Here is a 19,633-nt window from a genome sequence, read left to right as displayed (position 1 = left end):
GCAACCCGGCGCGGCGCGCGCGCCCGATGCCAGACTGGGGGCATGGCTGCACACGACGACCCGCCCACGCCCGCTCGACGCGGGCGGCCGGGGTACGACCGCGATCAGGTGCTGACGGTCGCCGTGACGGTGTTCAACGAGCAGGGCTATGACGCGACCTCGATCGCCGATCTGGCCGCGAAGCTCGGGCTGACCAAGTCCGCGCTGTATCACCACTTCGAGTCCAAATCGGCGATCCTCGCACTCGCGCTCGATGACGCGCTCGACGCGTTGGAGGCCGTGGTCGACGAGGCGGAGGCGGCGCACACCGAGGCATCCGAACGGCTCCGGTCGATCGTGCGTGGAGCGGTGCGGGTCCTGACCGCGAAGCTCCCCTCGGTCACGCTGCTGCTGCGGGTGCGCGGCAACAGCGAGGTCGAGCTGGCCGCGCTGGCCCGACGCCGTGTGTTCGATCAGCGGGTGACCGCGATCGTGCGAGAGGCGCAACGCGAGGGGCTGATCCGCGACGACATCTCGGCCTCGGTCGCCACCCGGCTGCTGTTCGGAATGATCAACTCGGTCGTCGAGTGGTACCGCCCCGGAGGAGCCGTGGACCCGGCGGAACTCGGCGAGGACATCCTGCGCGTCACGCTCGACGGGCTGCAGTCGCGGTGACCGCATCGGGCGCGTCGCCGGCGTCCTGACCCCCATGAGCGGGGCGTATGCTGTCCGTCACGCGATGAGGCGAGGAGGACGCATGCACGACCGGACGAGTTCAGCCCTGGCCGATCGCGTCGTCATCGACACTGCGGCCGTGGCCTCGAGCGAGCGGTTCGAGATGTGGACGGATGCCGTCAACCGCAGCTTCGTGCCGCTGCGCGCCTGGTCGGCCGATCCCGAGGCCAGGGCCGTGTTCGACGGCCGACTGATCGCCCAGACCCTCGGACCGATGTCGGTCAGCAGCGTCGCAGGGTCCGCCGTGCGCGTGAGCAGGACCCGCTCGGAGATCGCCCGCGACGACCCGGGGCACATCAAGCTCGGCGTGCAGCTGCGGGGGCACAGCACGATCATCCAGGACGGGCGTGATGCGGTGCTCGCTCCCGGGGACTTCGCGCTGTACGACACCACGCGCCCGTACTCGCTCGACTTCGATTCGTCTTTCCGCATGCTCGTCGTGATGTTCCCGATCGAGGCACTGCGCATCGATCGCGGCAGGCTCCGCGGGCTGACCGCCTCCCGGTTCTCCGGGCAGAGCGGCTCCGGCGCGATCGCGTCTGCGCTGCTCCGCGCGTTCGACGGAGCGCTGGGCGACGGCACCCTGCAGAACCGGCTGCCGCTCTCGGATGCCGTGTTCGACCTGGTCGCTGCCGCGCTGGGAGAGCGTCTCGACAGCGAGGGCGGCGTCGGCGAGGAGGCGCGGCGACGCTCACTGCTGGCGCGGGTCGAGCTGTACATCGCGGACCACCTCGGAGATGCCGAGCTCAGTGTCTCGGGGATCGCCTCCGCCCATCACGTCTCGGTGCGCTACCTGCAGAAGCTGTTCGAGGAGAACCGCGACACCGTCAGCGGGTGGATCCGCGAGCGTCGTCTCGATGCCGCACGGAGGGACCTCGGCAACGTCGCCCAGAACGAGCAGCAGATCTCGGCGATCGGAGCGCGCTGGGGGTTCACCGACGCCGCGTCCTTCGCCCGCGCGTTCCGCCAGCAGTTCGGCGTCTCGCCCAGCGAGTTCCGCGCCCACGCCGTCCCGGAGCACTGACCGACGGCATCCGTGCACGTGCGGCACATCGCCGTGCGCGCCGGACGGGTGCTGACGGCGATCCCGCGCGCGATGCTGGCCTCGTCAGCGGGCGAATCCGAGGCCTGCCGTTCGAGGAGGAACGAGATGACTGAGCTCACAGAGGTCGCCGACTACGTGATCGTCGGTGCAGGTTCGGCCGGCAGTGCGATCGCGCGCCGGCTGGTGGACGCGGGCCGCACGGTCCACGTGATCGAGGCGGGAGCGCCGGATGCCGACCCGAACATCCACTCGCCGCAGGGGTGGCCAGCGCTGCTGATGTCCGACGACGACTGGGCGGTGATGACCACTCCGCAGCAGCACCTGGGCGGGCGGGCGCTGTACTGGCCGCGCGGCAAGACGCTGGGCGGGTCGAGCTCGCTCAACGGCATGATCTACATGCGCGGTGACCGCACCGACTACGACGGCTGGGTCGAGGCCGGTGCCGAGGGCTGGTCGTGGGACGAGGTGCAGCCGTACTTCCGCAAGTCCGAGGATCATGCCGACGGCGCCGACGAGCATCACGGTGCCGGCGGGCCGCTGCACGTGGAGCGCATCCCCGAGGACCACCGCAACCCCGTCGCGGCGGCGTTCGTGGAGGCCGCGATCGCGAGCGGTATCCCCGCCACCGACGACTTCAATCGCGACACCCTCGACGGCGCCGGTTTCAATCACACCACCACGAAGGACGGCAAACGGGCGTCCGCCTGGCAGGCGTTCGTGGCACCGATTCTCGACAACCCCGCGCTCGCCGTCACCACCGGCGCCCTCGTGCATCGCGTCCTGGTCGAGGACGGTGCGGCCGTCGGCGTCGAGTACTCGGTCGACGGCGTCGTGCACATCGCGCGGGCACAGGCCGAGATCGTGCTGAGCGCGGGGGCGATCGGCTCCCCGGCAGTCCTGCTGCGCTCGGGGATCGGGCCGCGCGCCCATCTCGATGAGCACGGCATCGCGGTCGTCGCCGATCTGCCCGGAGTGGGGGAGAACCTGCACGACCACCTGCTGGTGAGCGTGCTGTACGAGTCGCACGATCCGGTGCCGGCCGGACGCTGGAACCTGCTGGAGAGCCAGCTCTATGCGCGCTCCTCACAGGCCGAGGGTGCGGTGCCCGACCTGCAGCCGCTGTTCATCCACGTGCCGTACCCGACGGACGGCGGCGCCGCTCCGGCGCAGGGGTACACGATCGCCGCCGGGATCGTGCGACCGTACTCCCGCGGCACGATCCGTCTCGCCTCGTCCGACGCCGCGGTGCCGCCGCTGACCGATCCGAACGTGTTCGCCGACGAGCGCGACCTCGAAGCCATGGTCGACGCGATCGAGCTGGTGCGCGGAGTCGGCGCGCAGGAGGCATTCGCGCCGTTCCGCAAAGCCGAGTTCGCACCCGGGCCCGAGGTGACGACGCGTGAGGAGCTGCGCGACTTCGCGCGGCGCACGGTCGGCACCTATCACCACCAGGTCGGTACGTGTCGGATGGGTGTGGATGAGAAGGCCGTCGTCGACCCGCAGCTGCGGGTGCGCGAGGTGCGAGGGCTCCGTGTCGCCGACGCGTCGGTGATGCCGTTCGTGCCGAGCGCCAACACGAATGCGCCGTCGATCATGATCGGCGAGCGCGCGGCGGACTTCCTGCTCGCCGTGGTCTGATCCGGTTGTCGCGGGCCCGCGCTTCTGAGCGGGCCTGCGGACGCGAGAAGTGACCCGCCCGTCGGGGACGATTCAGTCCTCGGCGGGCGCCATCCGTGGCGGCCATGACGTCGCCCCGAGCTCGCGGGAGATGTTGCGGGCCGTCTCGCGCAGGGCGTTGAGCACGGCGTCGGATGCCGGTGCCTGCGATGTCGGCATGACCACGGCGACCGCGGCGACGATGTCGTTCGAGGCGTCGGCGACCGGCGCGGCGACCGAGGACTCGCCCAGCACGGCCTCGTCCATCTCGCTCGCGCTGCCGCGTTCGGCGATGGCGGGCAGCTCGAGGGTCAGTCGTGCGACATCCGTGATGGTGTCACCGGTGAGGCTGCGCAGCGGCTGCTCGAACACGCTGCGCTGGAAGCCCTGGTCGTAGGCGAGCAGCACCTTGCCCATCGCCGAGGCGTGCGCGGGGATCGCGACGCCGGTCTCGAGCATCTGCTGACTGTCGTCGGGGCGCAGATCGTGATGGATCACGAGCACCTCGTGGAAATGCGGTGCCCCGAGCCGCACCGGCAGACTGGTGCGTCGCGCGAGCTCCTGCGTCCAGCGCATCGCCCTGGCGCGCACATCGAGGGTGTCCAGGTAGACGTTGCTGAGTCGCAGCAGCGTGGGTCCGAGCATGTAGCGCTGCCCGCCGCGCTCCTTGGCGACGAGCCCGTGCGCGCGGAGCGACTTCACGATCCCGTGCACGGTCGACGGGGGAAGGCTCAGTGCGGCGGCGAGGTCGGTGATGCCGAGGTGGCGGGCGCCCTGCAGCAGTTCGAGCACCTTCGCGGCGCGGTCGATGGCCTGGATCACGCGGCCGTCCTCTCTTCCGGTTCCTCATCGAGCCGGCGTCTGCGTCGGGCTTCCGGATAGATCTTGACAAGCCGACTGGCTCCGAGCATATTCGACATTAACGAATTGCTTTCCGATTTTCGCGAAAGAGATCAAAGGAGATCGCACGATGAAGAAACTCATCAACGCCCCGGAAGACGTGCTGGTCGAGTCGCTGAAAGGCACCGCACTCGCCCATCCCGAACTCTCGGTGGATCTCGAGACCCACGTGATCACCCGCGCCGTGCCCAAGGCGCAGGGCAAGGTCGCCGTGGTCTCCGGCGGAGGGTCCGGCCACGAGCCGCTGCACGGCGGCTTCGTCGGCCCCGGCATGCTGGACGCCGCCGTCGCCGGTGAGGTGTTCACCTCACCCACGCCCGACCGCGTGCAGGCCGCCACCAAGGCCGTCGACCGGGGGGCCGGCGTGCTGCACATCGTGAAGAACTACACCGGTGACGTGCTCAACTTCGAGATGGCCGCCGAGCTCGCCCAGATGGAGGGCATCGAGGTCGGCACGGTCGTGGTCGACGACGACGTCGCCGTGCAGGACTCGCTCTACACGGCCGGTCGCCGCGGCGTCGGTCTCACGGTGCTGCTCGAGAAGCTCGTCGGCGCGGCCGCGGAGGAGGGGCAGGACCTCGCCTCCGTCGTCGCGCTCGCGCAGCGGATCAACGGACAGGGGCGGTCGATGGGCATGGCGCTCACGAGCTGCACGGTACCCGCCGCGGGAAAGCCCACGTTCGACCTTCCTGAGGACCAGATGGAGATCGGCATCGGCATCCACGGCGAACCGGGACGTCACCGCGAACCGCTCGCGCCGGCATCCGAGATCGCGCGTCAGCTGGTCGAGCCGATCCTGGGCGACCTGGACTTCACGGGACCCGCGATCGTGATGGTCAACGGCATGGGCGCGACTCCCCAGATCGAGCTGTACCTCATGTACGGCGAGGTCGCGGCACTCCTCGAGAAGGCCGGCGTGCAGATCGTGCGCAACCTGGTCGGCAACTACATCACCTCGCTCGACATGGCCGGATGCTCGGTCACGGTGCTGAAGGCGGATGACGAGCTGCTGCGGCTGTGGGATGCACCCGTGAACACCCCTGGACTGCGCTGGGGCGCCTGACCGACGAGCTCCGACCCGACCCCGCTCCGAATCGACAGAAGGACAGAAGCTGCATGACTGACACCATCGGAACCACCACGTTGCTCGACTGGATCACGCGCTTCCGTGATGCGGTCGTCGAGAAGCGCGAGTGGCTCACCGAGCTCGACTCGGCGATCGGCGACGCGGACCACGGCTCCAACATGGCGCGCGGCATGACCGCCGTCGTCGAGAAGCTGGATGCCGGAGCGCCCGCCACGGTCGACGAACTGCTCAAGGGCGTGGGGATGACGCTGGTCAGCTCGGTGGGTGGTGCCAGCGGTCCGCTGTACGGCACGCTCTTCCTGCGGATGGGCATGACGGCGGGCGCGGTGACCGAGCTCGATGCGGCCGGTCTCGCCGCCGCGCTGCGGGCAGGGCTCGAGGGCATCGTCGCGCGCGGCAAGGCCGAGGCTGGCGACAAGACGATGTTCGACGCGATGTCTCCCGCGGTCGACGCCTTCGATGCGGCGATCGCCGGGGGAGCGGACCTCGCATCCGCTTCGCGCCGTGCGGCCGACGCCGCCGCGGCCGGACGCGAGGCGACCCTCCCGCTCGTCGCTCGCAAGGGCCGCGCCAGTTACCTGGGTGAGCGGAGCGCGGGCCACATCGACCCGGGGGCGGCCTCGACCGCGATCCTGTTCGACACACTCGCCGCAGCGATCTCCGGCAGCTCCTGATGATCGGCATCGTCGCCGTCTCCCACAGCGCACGGCTGGGTGAGGCGGCTCTCGAGCTTGCCCTGCAGATGGTCCACGGAGGCGGCGTGCGCGTGCAGGTCGCCGCCGGGGCGGGGACGGACGCGGACGGCGCGCCCATTCTCGGCACGGATGCCGTCGCGGTCGCCGCGGCCATCGATGAGCTCGCCACGGACTGCGACGGCGTGCTGGTGCTGATGGATCTGGGCTCCGCGGTGCTCAGTGCCGAGCTCGCGCTGGAGCTGCGCATGAGCGATGTCCCCGTGCGACTCGCGCCGGCGCCGTTCGTGGAGGGGCTGCTGGCTGCCGTGGTGTCGGCCGCTGCCGGCGGTTCGCTCGACGCGGTCGCAGCCGAGGCGTCAGCAGCGCTGGGGGCCAAGACGGGGCAGCTCGGGGAAGATGCGGCTGCTCCTGCCGCTGACGTCCCGACCGCCGCAGGAGACGCGCGCACGCGGCAGGTGCAGGTACGCAATCCGCTCGGGATCCACGCCCGGCCCGCAGCCCTGATCGCGGAGGCATCGGCCGGCGCCGACGTCCGCCTGCGACGGCTCCCCGATGGCCCGGAGGCCTCAGCGGCGAGCCTGTCGCGGCTGCTCGTGCTCGGTGCGCGGCAGGGTGACGAACTCGAGCTCTCGGCCCACGGTGCCGGTGCAGACGCGGCACTCGACAGACTTGCGGCCCTGTTCGACGACGGATTCGGTGAGGGGACCTCTGTCGCGGCGGCCCCCGTCGTGCCTGTCGCACCGGTCACGGCGCCGTCGAGCGAGACGGTGACGATCGCTTCGGGAACCGTGCTCCGCGGGCGGGGTGTGAGCCCAGGGAGCGTCGCCGCGCCGGTACGGCATCTCGCCCCCGCGTTACCGGAACCCGATGCCGGTGTCACCGTCCCGGTGGAGGAGCGCGAGACCGAGGCCTCGGCGATCGAATGGGCCGCCGTGGCCGTGGCCGATCAGTTGAGATCCCGCACGGCGCAGGCGACGGGCGAGGCGCGAGCCATTCTCGATGCTTCGCGCCTGCTGGCCTCGGACCCCGAGCTGGTCTCGGAGGCGACCGCACTGGTGCGGGCGAAGGGCCGGAGTGCCGCTCGAGCGGTCTGGGAGACCGCGGGCGCGCACGAGAAGAGCCTCGCCGCGTTGGGCGGACGGATGGCCGAGCGCGTCGCCGACATCCGGGATGTGCGAGACCGGATCATCGCCGAGATCCTCGAGGTCGACATGCCGGGCGTGCCGGAGAGCGACGAGCCGTTCGTGCTGGTGGCGGTCGACCTCGCTCCCGCCGACACCGCGGCGCTGGAGGGCGGGCAGTGCGTCGCCCTCGTCACGGAACAGGGTGGCCCGACCTCCCACACCGCGATCATCGCCCGCTCGCTCGGGTTGCCGGCGATCGTCGGCGTCGCCGGCGCGACGGCGATCCCCGACGAGGCCGTGCTGCTGGTGGACGGTGAGCACGGCACGGCCGAGGTCGATCCGGCGGAGTCGAGCATCGCGGCGGCGATCGCCGCCGCGACCGTCGTGCCGTTCGACGGCGAGGGCGCGCTCGGCGATGGACGCCCTCTCGCTTTGCTCGCGAACGTCGGCGGGGCGGCGGATGCCGTGAACGCAGCGGCGGCGCACGCTGACGGCGTCGGACTGTTCCGCACCGAGTTCTGCTTCCTCGACCGCGTCGATGCGCCCTCCGTCGAGGAGCAGGTCGCGGCCTACCGCGGCGTGCTCGCGGCGTTCCCCGGTCGCAAGGTCGTCGTTCGCACGCTCGACGCCGGCAGCGACAAGCCCCTCCCGTTCGCCAACGCGGATCACGAGGGCAACCCCGCGCTCGGTGTGCGAGGTCTGCGCATCGCGCGACGCACCCCTGCGCTGCTCGACGATCAGCTGCGCGCGCTCGCGCAGGCGACCGAGGCGGAATCCGCACAGGTCGAGGTGATGGCGCCCATGGTCGCGACCGTCGAGGAGGCGAGAGACTTCGCCGATCGTGCGCGGGCGGCCGGGCTCTCCCGTGTCGGCATCATGATCGAGACGCCCTCCGCCGCGCTGCTGGCCGCCGAGCTCTTCGAGATCGTCGACTTCGTCAGCCTGGGCACCAACGACCTGGCGCAGTACACGCTCGCCGCGGATCGGCTGCTCAGTGAGCTCGGCGATCTGAACGATCCCTGGCAGCCCGCCGTGCTGCGCCTGATCGGCATGGTGGGGGAAGCCGGACGCGCGGCAGGGAAGGCGGTCGGCGTCTGCGGCGAGGCCGGGGGAGACCCCGCTCTCGCGCCGGTGCTGATCGGGCTCGGCGTCACGTCGCTGTCGATGACGCCGCGCTCGCTGGGACGCGTGGCCGCAGCGGTCGCGGAAGTCACCGAGGACGATTGTCGACGGGCGGCGCACGCGGTGCTCGCCACGGGAACGGCGGCGGAGGCACGGGCCGCGGCCTCGGCGGTGCTCCCCGGTCGCGGCCGCGCCTGAACCCTTCGTATCGCTCTGGGAGGCACCCAGGGCCGGCGATATATGCTCCGCGGCGCATGCGATCCGTATCGTTCAGATCTCGGCAGTCCGGATCGCGCTCTGATCGCCTCTTCCGGCGACTACTCCTACGAGACCGCCACTCGCGACGGACGCCTGTTCCGGTTCCGCACCGACCGCGACGTCGCCGAGGCGGACGCCGTCATCGTCGGGATCACCATCGAGGACGCGACAGTACGGCCGACCCTCGACTTCGGATGAGTCCGACGCCCCGGCTTCGCCTCAGATCCGCCCGAATGCGCGGAGCGGATGCTCGATGAGCTCGGTCACGCGGCGGAGGAAGCCCGCCGCGTAGCCGCCGTCGCAGACCCGGTGGTCGAACACCAGGGAGAGCTGGGCGATGCGTCGGGCGACGATCGCACCGTCGACGACCCATGGGCGTTCGATGATGCGGCCGATCCCGAGGATCGCGACGTCGGGATGGTTGATGATCGCCGCTGAGCCGTCGACCCCCAGCCCGCCGTAGTTGTTGAGCGTGAAGGTCGACCCGCGCAGCCGTTCGGGGGCCATCGATCCCGAGCGTGCGGTCGCAGCGAGTTCGCGCAGGCCGGCGTCGAGCTGCTCGATCGTGAGGGTGTGCGCGTGCGGGATGACCGGCACCATCAGCCCGCGCTCGGTGTCAGCCGCGACGCCGAGATTGACGCCGTCGAACGAGATCAGCTCGCTGCCGTCCTCGCTGAGGCGCGAGGCGAGAATCGGGTAGTCGGCGAGGGCGATCAGCACGAAGCGCGCGATCAGTGCCGTGATCGACGGGGCTCTGCCGTCGACCGGCGCCATCTGCGCCCGCAGCCCCCACAGTTCGGTCGCGTCCACATCGACCCACACCGTGGCCTCGGGGATCTCGCTCCTGCTGCGGCTGAGCTTCGCGCTCACGGCTCGCCGCAGCGGCGACATCCGCTCTCGGGAGAGCACGGCGAGCCCGTCGATGACGTCACCGGACGGTGGCGCGGTGCGTGCGGCGGCGTCGCGCTGATGTGCGGCGGCGCCGTCGACGGCGTTGTCGACCGCTGCCCGCAGCACATCGGCGCGGGTGATGGCGCCGTCGGTCCCGGTGGCGGCGATCGTCTGCACGTCCAGGCCGAGATCGCGCGCCAGACGACGCACGAGCGGGGAGCGCACGGCCACGGGGCGCCGATCCGCAGCCGGGGAGCGGTCGGGTGCTGTGGCCGTCGGAACGCTCGGTACCGGCGATGGCGCGGTCGCGCCGGAGCGCGGGGCGGTGGCGGCCGGCCGACGTCGGCGTCCTTTCGAGGTGCTCTCGGTGGTGCCGTAGCCGATCAGCACGTTGCCGGACCCGGCGCGTTCCTCTTCGCGATACGCCTCGTGCTCCACGTCGTTCTGCATCTCGTTCTGCGGGGTGGAGGATTGCGCGGCATCCGCCACCTCGAGCACCGGGGCGCCGACGTCGATCGTGTCTCCGGCCTCTCCGTGCAGCGCCGTCACGACCCCGGCGAAGGGGGAGGGCAGCTCGACGACGCTCTTGGCGGTCTCGACCTCGGCGATGGGCTGGTCGGTCGCGATCGTGTCGCCGACCGCCACGAGCCACTGCACGAGTCCGGCCTCGGTCAGACCCTCTCCGAGGTCGGGCAGGCGGAAGACGTGGGTGGTGGTGCTCGGCGCGCTCATGCGTCCTCATCCCAGTGCAGCGTGTCGATCGCGTCGAGTACACGGTCGACGTCGGGCAGATACCAATGCTCGAGCTTCGGCGGCGCGTAGGGCACATCGAAGCCCGTGACCTTCCGCACCGGCGCGGCGAGGAACTCGAAGCAGCGCTCGAAGACGCGCGCCTGGATCTCGGAGGCGACCGAGGCGTAGCCCGGGGCCTCGGCGATGACGACGGCGCGTCCGGTCGATCGCACCGCGTCCGTCACGGTCTCATCGTCGAAGGGCGAGAGCGAGCGCACATCGATGACCTGCACGCTGCGCCCTTCTGCGGCGGCGGCGTCCGCGGCTTCCAGAGCAAGCGCTACGGAGGCGCCGTAGGCCAGGAGGGTCACATCGGTGCCGTCGCGGGCGATGCGTGCGGTGCCGAGCTCGGCCGTGAGCGAGGTGTCGACCTCACCCTTGGTCCAGTAGAGCTTCTTCGGCTCCAGGAAGATCACCGGGTCGGGCGAGGAGATCGCGGCGCGCAGCAGCGAGTAGGCGTCCTGCGGGGTGGACGGGCTGACCACGGTGAGTCCGGGTGTGTGCGCGTAGTAGGCCTCGGAGGAATCGCAGTGGTGCTCCACGCCGCCGATGCCTCCGCCGAACGGGATGCGGATCACCAGCGGCATCCGCATCCCTCCGCGTGTGCGGTTGCCGAGCTTGGCGACGTGGCTGACGACCTGTTCGAAGGCGGGGAGGGCGAACGCATCGAACTGCAGCTCGACCACGGGCCGCAGGCCGTTCATGGCCATGCCGACGGCGGTGCCCACGATTCCGGACTCCGCCAGGGGAGTGTCGAAGCAGCGGTCTTCGCCGAAGCGGGCCGTGAGCCCGTCGGTGATGCGGAACACGCCGCCGAGTGCGCCGACGTCCTCGCCGAACACCACCACGTCGGGATCCTGTGCGATCGCGTCCGCCAGGGCGAGATTCAGAGCCGCGGCCATGCTGAGGGTCGTCACGTCGCGGTCCGATCGGTCGGCGACGCGGACGTCGTCGTGTGCGATGGTCATCGGTGGCCTCCGGTCGGGGTCGCGGCGTTCTCGGCGTTCTCGGGTCGCCCGCGCTCGATCTCTCCGCGCAGCAGCGCCCATTGCTCCTCGAGCTGCGGGGATCGCGTCTCGGTGACGAAGCGGAACAGGTCCTCGGGGTCGAGGTCGGTATCGGTGTTCAGGGCGGCGCGCATCGCAGTGGCGATCGTCTCGGCGCCTGCGGCGAACTGCGCTTCGGCGGCGTCGTCGAGTGCGCCGATGCCGGCGAGGTAGGTGCGCAGACGCACCAGCGGATCCCGTGCCCCCCAGGCCTGAACTTCTTCACGCTCGCGGTAGCGGGTGTCGTCATCGGCATTCGTGTGCGCCTGCATCCGGTAGGTGTGCGCCTCGACGAGCGAGGGCCCTCCGCCGGTGCGGGCGCGTTCGACCGCTTCCCCCAGCACCGCCAGCACGGCGGCGACGTCATTGCCGTCGACTCGTTGCCCCGGCATCCCGTAGCCGATGGCCTTGTGCGCCAGTGACGGCGCGGCGGTCTGCCGGGAGAGCGGGACCGAGATCGCGAACTCGTTGTTCTGCACGAAGAAGACGACCGGCACGTGGAACACCGCCGCGAAGTTCAGGGCCTCGTGGAAGTCGCCCTCGCTTGTCGCGCCGTCGCCGCAGAGCGCGAGCACGACCGTGTCCTCGCCGCGATGCTTCGCGGCCTGCGCGAACCCGACGGCGTGCAGCAGCTGGGTCGCGAGCGGCGTGGTCTGCGGAGCGACGCGGTGCGCGCGGACGTCGTAGCCGGAGTGCCAGTCTCCCTTGAGGAGCACCAGGGCGTCAGCGGGGTCGACGCCGCGGGCGATCACGGCGACCGAATCGCGGTAGGTCGGGAACAGCCAGTCCGTGTCGCCGATCGCCATCGACGCTCCCACCTGGCAGGCCTCCTGGCCGTGCGAGGAGGGGTAGACCGCGAGTCGGCCCTGGCGCACGAGAGCGCCGGCTTGATCGTTGATGCGGCGGCCCTCGATCAGTCCGCGATAGGCGCGCACGAGGGTGTCGGCGTCGGGCAGGGCGTAGTGCTCATCCGTAACGGCGGTGCCGTTCTCGTCGATCAGACGGACCGCGGTGTCTCGCGGGAGCAGTTCCGTGTGCAGCATCCGTTCGCCCTCCTTGCCGAACTCGATGGGGCAAGCTTGCCTCCTTTGCGACAGTCGTCCAAGATGCGGCGCGGAATACTGGATGATCGGTTGGTTATTGCCGATCTGAATGTCGAAGTGTCAGAATTCGGTGACAGAACGAGGGGGTTCCCATGGCGGTGCTGGATGAGGTCGACCACGCGATCCTCGAGGAGCTGCGTCGTGACGCGCGCGCCTCGATGACGGCGATCGCGGATGCCGTGCACATCTCCCGTGCCGGCGCGCACGCGCGCATCAAGCGACTCACGGATGCCGGGGTGATCACGGGATACACGGTGCGCACGGACCCGGTGCTGCTCGGGCATCACGCGAGTGCCTATGTGACCCTCGCGATCGAGCAGGCGACCTGGCAGGACGTGAGTGCCCGGCTGCGCGCGATCCCCGAGATCGAGCACATGGCGCTGGTGGGCGGCGATTACGACGTGATCCTGCTGGTGCGTGCGAGCGACGCTCGCGACCTTCGCCGCATCGTGCTGGAGGACATCCAGGCGATCCCCTCGATCCGCTCGACCCGCACGATCCTGATCTTCGAGGACTTCACCCGGGTGTGAGCGTTCGCTGCCGCCGCTGCCCTGTTGCCGAGTGCACAGGGTGTTGACGAGTGGACGGGTATGAGTCGTGTGCTCGCGTCGATGCCGTGCACTCGATGAGCCACGGATGGCGGGACGCGGCGGTCCCCGGGGTGTGTGGAAGTGCGGGGTTTTCGAGGCTGCTGTGGAGAGCTAGTGAACCCGCTTTGTGTTCCGGAATATTGCTCTGACCTGGCATGTTTCGAGGTCGGAATGTCGGTGGGTGCGGGTTGGATGAGGGGTATGAACCACCCCGTGGATGTGCTCGATCAGGTCGTGAGCGACCTCGACGGGCTGCTGCGTGCGGGGTCGGTGGTGGGGGTGTCGGATGCGGAGAAACTGGACGTGTTGCGCGCGGCGGGTGAGGTGGTGCGGCGGGCGGAGGCGTTGGTCGTGGAGACGGTGGCTGCGGTGCCGGCACGGCCGGCGGGGTCGGGGGATCCCGCGTTCTGTGGACAGTTCGGGTGCCGCAGCGTGAGCGAGCTGTTGCAACGGGTGCTGCGCACGGATGCGGCGGGTGCGGGGCGGGTGATCAAGGCCGCACGGCTGGTGCGCCGAGAGGTGGACATCAGTTCCGGGGGCTGGTTGCCGGCGTTGTGGCCGCGGTTGCGGGAGGCGCTCGTGGACGGGACGGTGGGGATCACCGGGCTGTTGGCGGCGACCGGGCCGATCGAGCAGGCGCGAGGACGCGTCGGAGCGGCGGACCGGGTACGGGCGGATGCGGAACTCGCCGGGTATGCGCGCGGGTTCGCGGTCGCCGGGTCGGATGCCAAGGTCGAGGTCGAGGTCGATGCTGGTGACCCGGGCGTCGGGCCGGCGGCGACGCCGGAAGACTTGCGGATCCTCGCGCAACGGATCGTGATGTTCCTCGACCCCGACGGCGCCGAGCCCGCGGAGGAGATCGCGATGCGCGGCCGCGGGGTGATCCTCGGGCGGGTGAAGAACGGGTTGATCCCGATCCATGGGGACTTGTTGCCGGAGACGGCGGGGCAGTTGCAGCGGATCTGGGATGCGTATCTGAACCCGAAGGTGGACGGGCCCCCGGTACTGGGGGTGCGGTTCGTGCTGTCCGAAGAGGGTGATGCCCACGGTTCCCCGGACGCGCACGCTTCCCAGGGTGTCCAGGGTGTCCAGGGTGTCCAGGGCGTGCAGGCTGTGCAGGATCGGCAGGGTCGGGATGGTGGTGTGTTGCCGTCGGGGGATCCGGGTGGGCAGGTTGACCCGCGGTCGCGTGCGCAGAAGCAGCATGATGCGTTCGCGGCGATGCTCGGGATCGCGGCCCGGCATGAGGAGATGCCGAAACTGGGTGGGGCGGCGCCGACGCTGATCGTGTCCGTCGCGGCGCAGGACTATGCGACCGGGCGCGGGTGGGCGCACATCGACGGGATCGACACTCCCACCACGATCGCCGCCGCCCGCCACACCGCCTGCGGCGGGACGATCCAACGGGTGCTGTTCGACCCCGAAGGCCGCATCATCGGCATCGGGAACACCGACCGCATCTTCACCACCCACCAACGCCGTGCGATCACCCTCCGCGACACGGAGTGCCTGATCCCGGGATGTCACGTCCCCGCAGCCTGGTGCGAGATCCACCACGTGCAGGAACACTCCCGCGGCGGGCCGACGCATACCGACAACGGCGTCACCCTGTGCTGGCACCACCACCGCACCCTGGAAACCTCGGGGTGGGAGATCCGCATGGACAACGGCACGCCCACCGTCCGCGGACCCGCGTGGTGGGACCCCACACGACGATGGCGCACACCACGACCCGGGGTGCCCCGCACGCGAAGGATCCGGTCGGGCACGGCGCTTCGACGGTAGGAGTGCGGCGGGCGGACACGCCGCAAGCCCCCGGGCGACCGCGGTCTCCGGGCAACCGCACACCGTGAGATGTCGCATGCGGGAGCATCCCTTCGCACTGGGACATCTGCGGCGCACTCCTCGACAAGTGGGGTCGCAGGCGGCGATCGAGAATGAGAAGACGACCAGTCTCTTCACGCTGGCCGCACCCCGCTCGAAGGAGAGTCCCGATGTCCGAATCCGCCGCCTCCGCAGCTGCTGCGCTGCTCGACCGCATCCAGGCGCCGCAGGGCGCAGGGCGCGATATCCCGGATGCGGCGACGCGAGAGGTCATCGGTCGCGCGCCGGTCCACTCGGTCGCCGAGCTCGACGATGCCATCGCGCGCGCGAAGGCGGCGCAGCCCGCGTGGGAGGCCCTCGGCCACGAGAAGCGGATCGAGGTGCTGCTCGCCGTCGCCGACGCGATCGACGCGAACGCCGAAGGACTCGCCTATCTGCTCTCACGGGAGCAGGGCAAGCCGCTCAACGGCCCCAACGCGCGGTTCGAACTCGGCGCCTGCTCCGCCTGGCTGCGCACCAACGCCGCGACCGTGCTGGAATCGCAGGTGCTCGTCGACGACGAGAACCTGCACGCCGAGCTCGTCTACAAGGCCGCCGGAGTCGTCGGCGCGATCGGGCCGTGGAACTGGCCGCTCATGATCACCATCTGGCAGATCGGGCCGTCGCTGCGCATGGGCAACACGGTCGTCGCGAAGCCCAGCGAGTACACCCCGCTCAGCGTGCTGGCGATGCTCGCGGTGATGAACGAGCACCTGCCTGCCGACGTCCTGATCGGCGTCTCGGGTGACCGCGAAGTCGGAGCGCGGCTGGCATCGCATCCCGACATCGACAAGATCATGTTCACCGGATCGACGGCCACCGGTCGCCGCATCATCGAGAGCTCCGCAGGCAACCTCGCCCGCCTCACGCTGGAGCTGGGCGGCAACGATGCCGGCATCGTGCTTCCGGACACCGATGTCGCCGGCATCGCGCAGGACCTGTTCTGGGGAGCCTTCATCAACACCGGCCAGACCTGCGCCGCCCTCAAGCGCCTCTACGTGCACGACTCCGTGTACGACGAGGTCGTCGATGCGCTCGCGGAGATCGCGGCATCCGTACCGATCGGCAACGGGCTCGACGAGGACAACGTGCTCGGACCGCTGCAGAACCGCGCGCAGTTCGACATCGTCAGCCGTCTGGTGGACGACGCCAAGAGCCGAGGTGCGCGCATCGCGACCGGTGGCGAGGCCGCCCCCGAGCTCGGCGAGCTGTTCTACCGCCCCACGATCGTCGCCGACATCGAGAACGATGCCGCCCTGGTGCAGGAGGAGCAGTTCGGACCCGCTCTCCCCGTGATCCGCTACAGCGACGTCGACGAGGCTTTCGCGCTCGCGAACGCAGTCGACGTGGGCCTCGGCGCCTCCGTCTGGTCGAGCGACCCCGAAGCGGCACGGGCGGCGGCATCGCGGATGCAGTCGGGCACGGTATGGATCAACTCGCACGGCGGGCTGCACCCGATGGTGCCGTTCGGCGGTGTCAAGAGCTCGGGTTACGGACTGGAGTTCGGCGTCGAGGGGCTCAAGTCCGTGGCCGTCACCCAGGTCGTGTCCGGCCCCGGTCGGAAGGCCTGACCCGTGGGCTCCGTCATCATCGTCGGCGCGGGCACCTCGGGCGCGATCGTCGCGCGGCGTCTGGTGGATGCCGGCGTCGAGGTCACGCTCATCGAAGCCGGAGGCTACGACACCAACCCGGCCATCCACGACCCCGCGCGCGCCGGAGAGCTCTGGCACTCCGCCGATGACTGGGACTTCTTCACGGTGCCGCAGGAGCATGCGGCCGGACGACGGCTGCACCTGCCGCGCGGCAAGGTCACGGGCGGATCCCACGCGCTGAACGCCATGATCTGGGTGCGTGGTGCCGCCTCCGACTACGACGGATGGGAACGCGGCGGGGCGGACGGATGGGGCTGGTCCGCGGTCGAGCCGGTGTTCACCGCGATCGAGAGCGACCTGCTGCCGGTGACCGACGACTACCCGCTGTCGCCGATCCAGGCGTCCATCATCGACGCTGCGGTGCAGGAGGGTCTGCCGCACAACCCGAACTACAACGGCGGCACGCTCGACGGCATCTCGCAGGAACAGGTGACGATGCGCGACGGCCGCCGGGCGAACACCTGGACGACGTACGCGCAGCCCGTCGCCGACAGGTTGACCGTGATCACCGGCCGCGAAGTGCACTCGGTGATCATCGAAGACGGTCGCGCGGTCGGAGTGCGACTGGGGGAGGGCGCGGCGGCAGAAGAGCTGCGCGCCGATGAGGTCATCCTCTCGGCAGGCGCCATCGGCACCCCCGTGATCCTGTTGCGTTCCGGCATCGGCCCCGCGGCGGAGCTCGAGGCGCTGGGCATCCCTGTCGTGCAGGACCTGCCCGGCGTGGGGAAGAATCTCCACGATCACCTCCTGTCGCCCGTGATCTTCACGACGGAGCGGCCGGTCGGACCGCCGCAGCCCGGCGTCTCGGTCACTCAGACGCACCTGTTCTGGCGCAGTCGCGACGACCTCGCCGAGCCCGACACGCAGCCGATCCTGTTCTCGGTGCCGATGTGGGGCGAGCTCGAGCCGCAGGGTGATGACGGCTTCTCGTTGATGGCGGGGCTCGTCACTCCGCACAGCCGCGGTGCCCTCACGCTGTCCGGTCCCGGGCTCGCCGACCCGCCGCTCATCGACCTCGCCGCGCTCGCCGACGACCGCGATGTGGCGTCACTCGCCGCATCCGTGCGCCAGTGCCGGCGGATCGGCGCCCGCCCGGCGTTGGCGGAGGAGTGGGGCGCGGTCGAGGTGTACCCGGGTCCTGATGTCGCAGATGCGGATGTCGAGGACTGGGTGCGGCGCACGGCCATCACCTACCACCACCAGGTCGGCACCTGCCGGATGGGGACCGGCACGGAGTCCGTGGTCGACCCGCAGCTGCGGGTGCATGGCATCCCAGGGCTGCGCGTGATCGACGCCTCCGTCATCCCCACGGTTCCCACCGGCAACACGAACGCCCCCGCCGCGATGATCGGCGAACGCGGCGCGACGTTCGTGTTGGAAGGCTGAGTCGAGCACAGAAGAACCCCCGCCTGCGAACAGGCGGGGGTTCTTGTCTGCACCGAAAGCGCGTTCAGCGCGAGTAGACCTCACGGCCGGCGAACCACGTCGACAGCACCTCGGTGTGCACGATCTCGTCAGGAGGGCCGGCGATCGCGTCGCGCGCGAGCACCACGAAATCCGCGGATTTGCCCACGGCCAGCGAACCGGTCTCGGCGGCCAGGCCCATGGCGGTCGCCGCGTTGATCGTGAAGACCTCCAGTGCCTCCTCGGCCGTGATCGCCTGCGCTGGCCACAGCACCCCCGGTGCGCGACCGAGCGGATCCGCACGGGTCACCAGCCCCTGCAGACCTTCGAGGGTGTTCGGCGACTCGCTCACCGGCCAGTCCGAGCCTCCCGCGACGAGCGCGCCCGCGTCGATCAGTGCGCGGTTCGGCTGCGAGTGCTCCGCTCGTTCGCCCAGCACATCCGCGAGCGCCTGCGGGATGACCCCGGGATACCAGATGAACGGGGAGATATCGGCGGAGACGTCGAGCGCGCGCAGCCGGGGGATGTCGGAGTCGGCGAGGAACTGTCCGTGTGCGATCTGGATCGGCGTGGTGATGCCCTCGGCCCGCAGCGCCTCGGCGACGTCGAGCACGAGTCGAGCCGACCCATCTCCCGTGCAGTGCACCTTGGCGCCGAGGCCGCGGGCGGCGACCGCACGGAGCCAGCCGGCGAGTTCGTCGAAGGTCATGGTCGTCTCGCCGTGGAAGTGCGCGCCATGCGCGGCATCCTCCGGATACGGTTCGAGGAACGAGGCGGTGCGCGCCGGCGGCACCCCATCGAGGAAGATCTTCACGAAGTCCGGGCGGTGGTGCGCGGTACGGAACTCCTCGCCGCGCGCGATCAGCGGTTCGCCGATCGGGTCGAAGCCGAAGATCTCGTCGTTGATCAGGAGCGATGAGACGACCCAGGCATGGAGCTCGTCGGCGCGATCCAGGTCGGCCAGCGCCTGCAGGATCTCGACCGACACTCCGGCGTCCTGGAACGTGGTGATGCCGAAGGAGTTCAGCAGCTCCACACCGCGGCGGGAGGCCGCCGCGTGTTGCGCCGGCGTGAGTCCGCCGCTGCGGTCGTAGGCCTCCTGCACCGGGATGCCTGCCGCCTCGAGCAGCACGCCGGTCGGGGTGCCGTCGTCGGGGTCGAGCATCGTCACACCGGACGACGGGATGCTGTCGACCGTGATGCCCGCCAGCTCCAGTGCCCGGGTGTTCGCCCAGCGGTTGTGGCGCGAGTCCTCGACCAGCACGACGGGGCGCCCTCCCGCGGCCTCGTCCAACCGCAGACGCGAGGCCGTGTTCGCGAGGGTCGGCAGCAGCGTGGTCGGCACGGCCCCGCCCACGATCCAGGCGTCCTGCGGCAACGAGGCCGCCTTGTCGCGCACGCGGTCGAGGATCTCGTCGAGCGTCAGTGCCTGTGGCAGTGAGAGCTCGAACAGATCGGTGCGTCCCGCCAGCGCATGATGGTTGTGCACGTCGACGAAGCCGGGGTACACGGCGGCGTCGCCGACCTCGAGCGTCCTGGTGCGTCGTCCGCGGAACCGCTCGATGTCGGCAGCAGAGCCGAGGGCGAGGATCCTCCCGTCGCGCACAGCGAACGCCTCGACGACCGGGTTCGTCCGATCCGCGGTGCGGATCACGGCACCGGTGACGATGAGGTCGGCGACCTCCGTCATC

16 protein-coding genes and 1 pseudogene are annotated in these 19,633 nt (G+C 70.4%); 12 read left to right on the top strand and 5 right to left on the bottom strand.

Annotated elements, in window-relative coordinates; all coding sequences use genetic code 11:
- The first annotated feature begins 42 nt into the window (after positions 1 to 42).
- The 3 genes from FB560_RS12970 (at position 43) to FB560_RS12960 (ending at position 3,397) form a co-directional block, all read left to right on the top strand.
- A complete protein-coding gene (locus FB560_RS12970) occupies positions 43 to 654 on the top strand; it encodes a TetR/AcrR family transcriptional regulator (RefSeq protein ID WP_141872749.1) in 612 nt (203 codons plus the stop codon).
- An 82-nt stretch (positions 655 to 736) separates the two neighbouring features.
- On the top strand, positions 737 to 1,738 hold the full coding sequence (locus FB560_RS12965) for an AraC-like ligand-binding domain-containing protein (protein ID WP_170198120.1): 1,002 nt from the start codon (positions 737 to 739) through the stop codon (positions 1,736 to 1,738).
- A gap of 126 nt (positions 1,739 to 1,864) precedes the next feature.
- Complete coding sequence (locus FB560_RS12960; RefSeq protein WP_141872747.1) at positions 1,865 to 3,397, top strand: GMC family oxidoreductase; 1,533 nt, start codon at positions 1,865 to 1,867, stop codon at positions 3,395 to 3,397.
- A gap of 72 nt (positions 3,398 to 3,469) precedes the next feature.
- Here FB560_RS12960 and FB560_RS12955 read toward each other — a convergent pair whose 3' ends face one another.
- Positions 3,470 to 4,237: an IclR family transcriptional regulator gene (locus FB560_RS12955; RefSeq protein WP_141872746.1), complete on the bottom strand. Its 768-nt coding sequence runs from the start codon at positions 4,235 to 4,237 to the stop codon at positions 3,470 to 3,472.
- A gap of 148 nt (positions 4,238 to 4,385) precedes the next feature.
- Here FB560_RS12955 and dhaK point away from each other — a divergent pair, with 148 nt between their 5' ends.
- From dhaK to FB560_RS12935, 5 genes and pseudogenes are all read left to right on the top strand, one after another.
- The gene (gene dhaK, locus FB560_RS12950; protein ID WP_141872745.1) at positions 4,386 to 5,378 is read left to right on the top strand and encodes a dihydroxyacetone kinase subunit DhaK; all 993 of its coding nucleotides are present in this window, start codon (positions 4,386 to 4,388) and stop codon (positions 5,376 to 5,378) included.
- A gap of 53 nt (positions 5,379 to 5,431) precedes the next feature.
- A complete protein-coding gene (gene dhaL, locus FB560_RS12945) occupies positions 5,432 to 6,076 on the top strand; it encodes a dihydroxyacetone kinase subunit DhaL (protein ID WP_141872744.1) in 645 nt (214 codons plus the stop codon).
- Positions 6,076 to 6,771, top strand: a pseudogene (locus FB560_RS21200) (HPr family phosphocarrier protein); the annotation flags it as partial. The gene dhaL and the pseudogene FB560_RS21200, both read left to right, overlap by 1 nt.
- A 99-nt stretch (positions 6,772 to 6,870) precedes the next feature.
- The gene (gene ptsP / locus FB560_RS12940) at positions 6,871 to 8,541 is read left to right on the top strand and encodes a phosphoenolpyruvate--protein phosphotransferase (protein ID WP_407662569.1); all 1,671 of its coding nucleotides are present in this window, start codon (positions 6,871 to 6,873) and stop codon (positions 8,539 to 8,541) included.
- Between the two features lie 42 nt (positions 8,542 to 8,583).
- Positions 8,584 to 8,799 (top strand): hypothetical protein, encoded by a 216-nt coding sequence (locus tag FB560_RS12935; protein ID WP_141872742.1) that lies wholly within the window; start codon positions 8,584 to 8,586, stop codon positions 8,797 to 8,799.
- 21 nt (positions 8,800 to 8,820) lie between these two features.
- Here the strand turns inward: FB560_RS12935 and FB560_RS12930 are convergent, their stop codons facing one another.
- Genes FB560_RS12930 through pdhA form a run of 3 tightly spaced genes read right to left on the bottom strand, consistent with a single transcriptional unit; the run spans position 8,821 to position 12,373 of the window.
- Entirely contained in the window at positions 8,821 to 10,224 is a 1,404-nt protein-coding gene (locus tag FB560_RS12930) for a dihydrolipoamide acetyltransferase family protein (protein WP_141872741.1), read from the bottom strand.
- A complete protein-coding gene (locus FB560_RS12925) occupies positions 10,221 to 11,252 on the bottom strand; it encodes an alpha-ketoacid dehydrogenase subunit beta (RefSeq protein WP_141872740.1) in 1,032 nt (343 codons plus the stop codon). The genes FB560_RS12930 and FB560_RS12925 overlap by 4 nt, the downstream gene beginning before the upstream one ends.
- A complete protein-coding gene (gene pdhA / locus FB560_RS12920) occupies positions 11,249 to 12,373 on the bottom strand; it encodes a pyruvate dehydrogenase (acetyl-transferring) E1 component subunit alpha (protein ID WP_141872739.1) in 1,125 nt (374 codons plus the stop codon). The genes FB560_RS12925 and pdhA overlap by 4 nt, the downstream gene beginning before the upstream one ends.
- A 152-nt stretch (positions 12,374 to 12,525) precedes the next feature.
- Here pdhA and FB560_RS12915 point away from each other — a divergent pair, with 152 nt between their 5' ends.
- From FB560_RS12915 to FB560_RS12900, 4 genes are all read left to right on the top strand, one after another.
- The gene (locus FB560_RS12915) at positions 12,526 to 12,963 is read left to right on the top strand and encodes an Lrp/AsnC family transcriptional regulator (RefSeq protein ID WP_188895074.1); all 438 of its coding nucleotides are present in this window, start codon (positions 12,526 to 12,528) and stop codon (positions 12,961 to 12,963) included.
- Positions 12,964 to 13,224: 261 nt separating this feature from the next.
- A complete protein-coding gene (locus tag FB560_RS12910; RefSeq protein WP_170198119.1) occupies positions 13,225 to 14,808 on the top strand; it encodes an HNH endonuclease signature motif containing protein in 1,584 nt (527 codons plus the stop codon).
- Between the two features lie 209 nt (positions 14,809 to 15,017).
- Positions 15,018 to 16,457, top strand: a complete 1,440-nt coding sequence (locus FB560_RS12905) for an aldehyde dehydrogenase family protein (RefSeq protein WP_188895098.1) — start codon at positions 15,018 to 15,020, stop codon at positions 16,455 to 16,457.
- Positions 16,458 to 16,460: 3 nt separating this feature from the next.
- Complete coding sequence (locus tag FB560_RS12900) at positions 16,461 to 17,924, top strand: GMC family oxidoreductase (protein WP_141872737.1); 1,464 nt, start codon at positions 16,461 to 16,463, stop codon at positions 17,922 to 17,924.
- Between the two features lie 64 nt (positions 17,925 to 17,988).
- Here FB560_RS12900 and FB560_RS12895 read toward each other — a convergent pair whose 3' ends face one another.
- Positions 17,989 to 19,632 carry an amidohydrolase gene (locus FB560_RS12895; protein WP_141872736.1) on the bottom strand — a complete coding sequence of 548 codons (1,644 nt, stop codon included), beginning with the start codon at positions 19,630 to 19,632 and terminating at the stop codon, positions 17,989 to 17,991.
- Position 19,633 lies beyond the last annotated feature (1 nt).

Origin of the sequence: Microbacterium saperdae (genome assembly GCF_006716345.1) — a bacterium.
Lineage (GTDB): Bacteria > Actinomycetota > Actinomycetes > Actinomycetales > Microbacteriaceae > Microbacterium > Microbacterium saperdae.
Note: the sequence above shows the minus strand (reverse complement) of the source record. Positions and strands in the feature narration are given on the sequence as shown.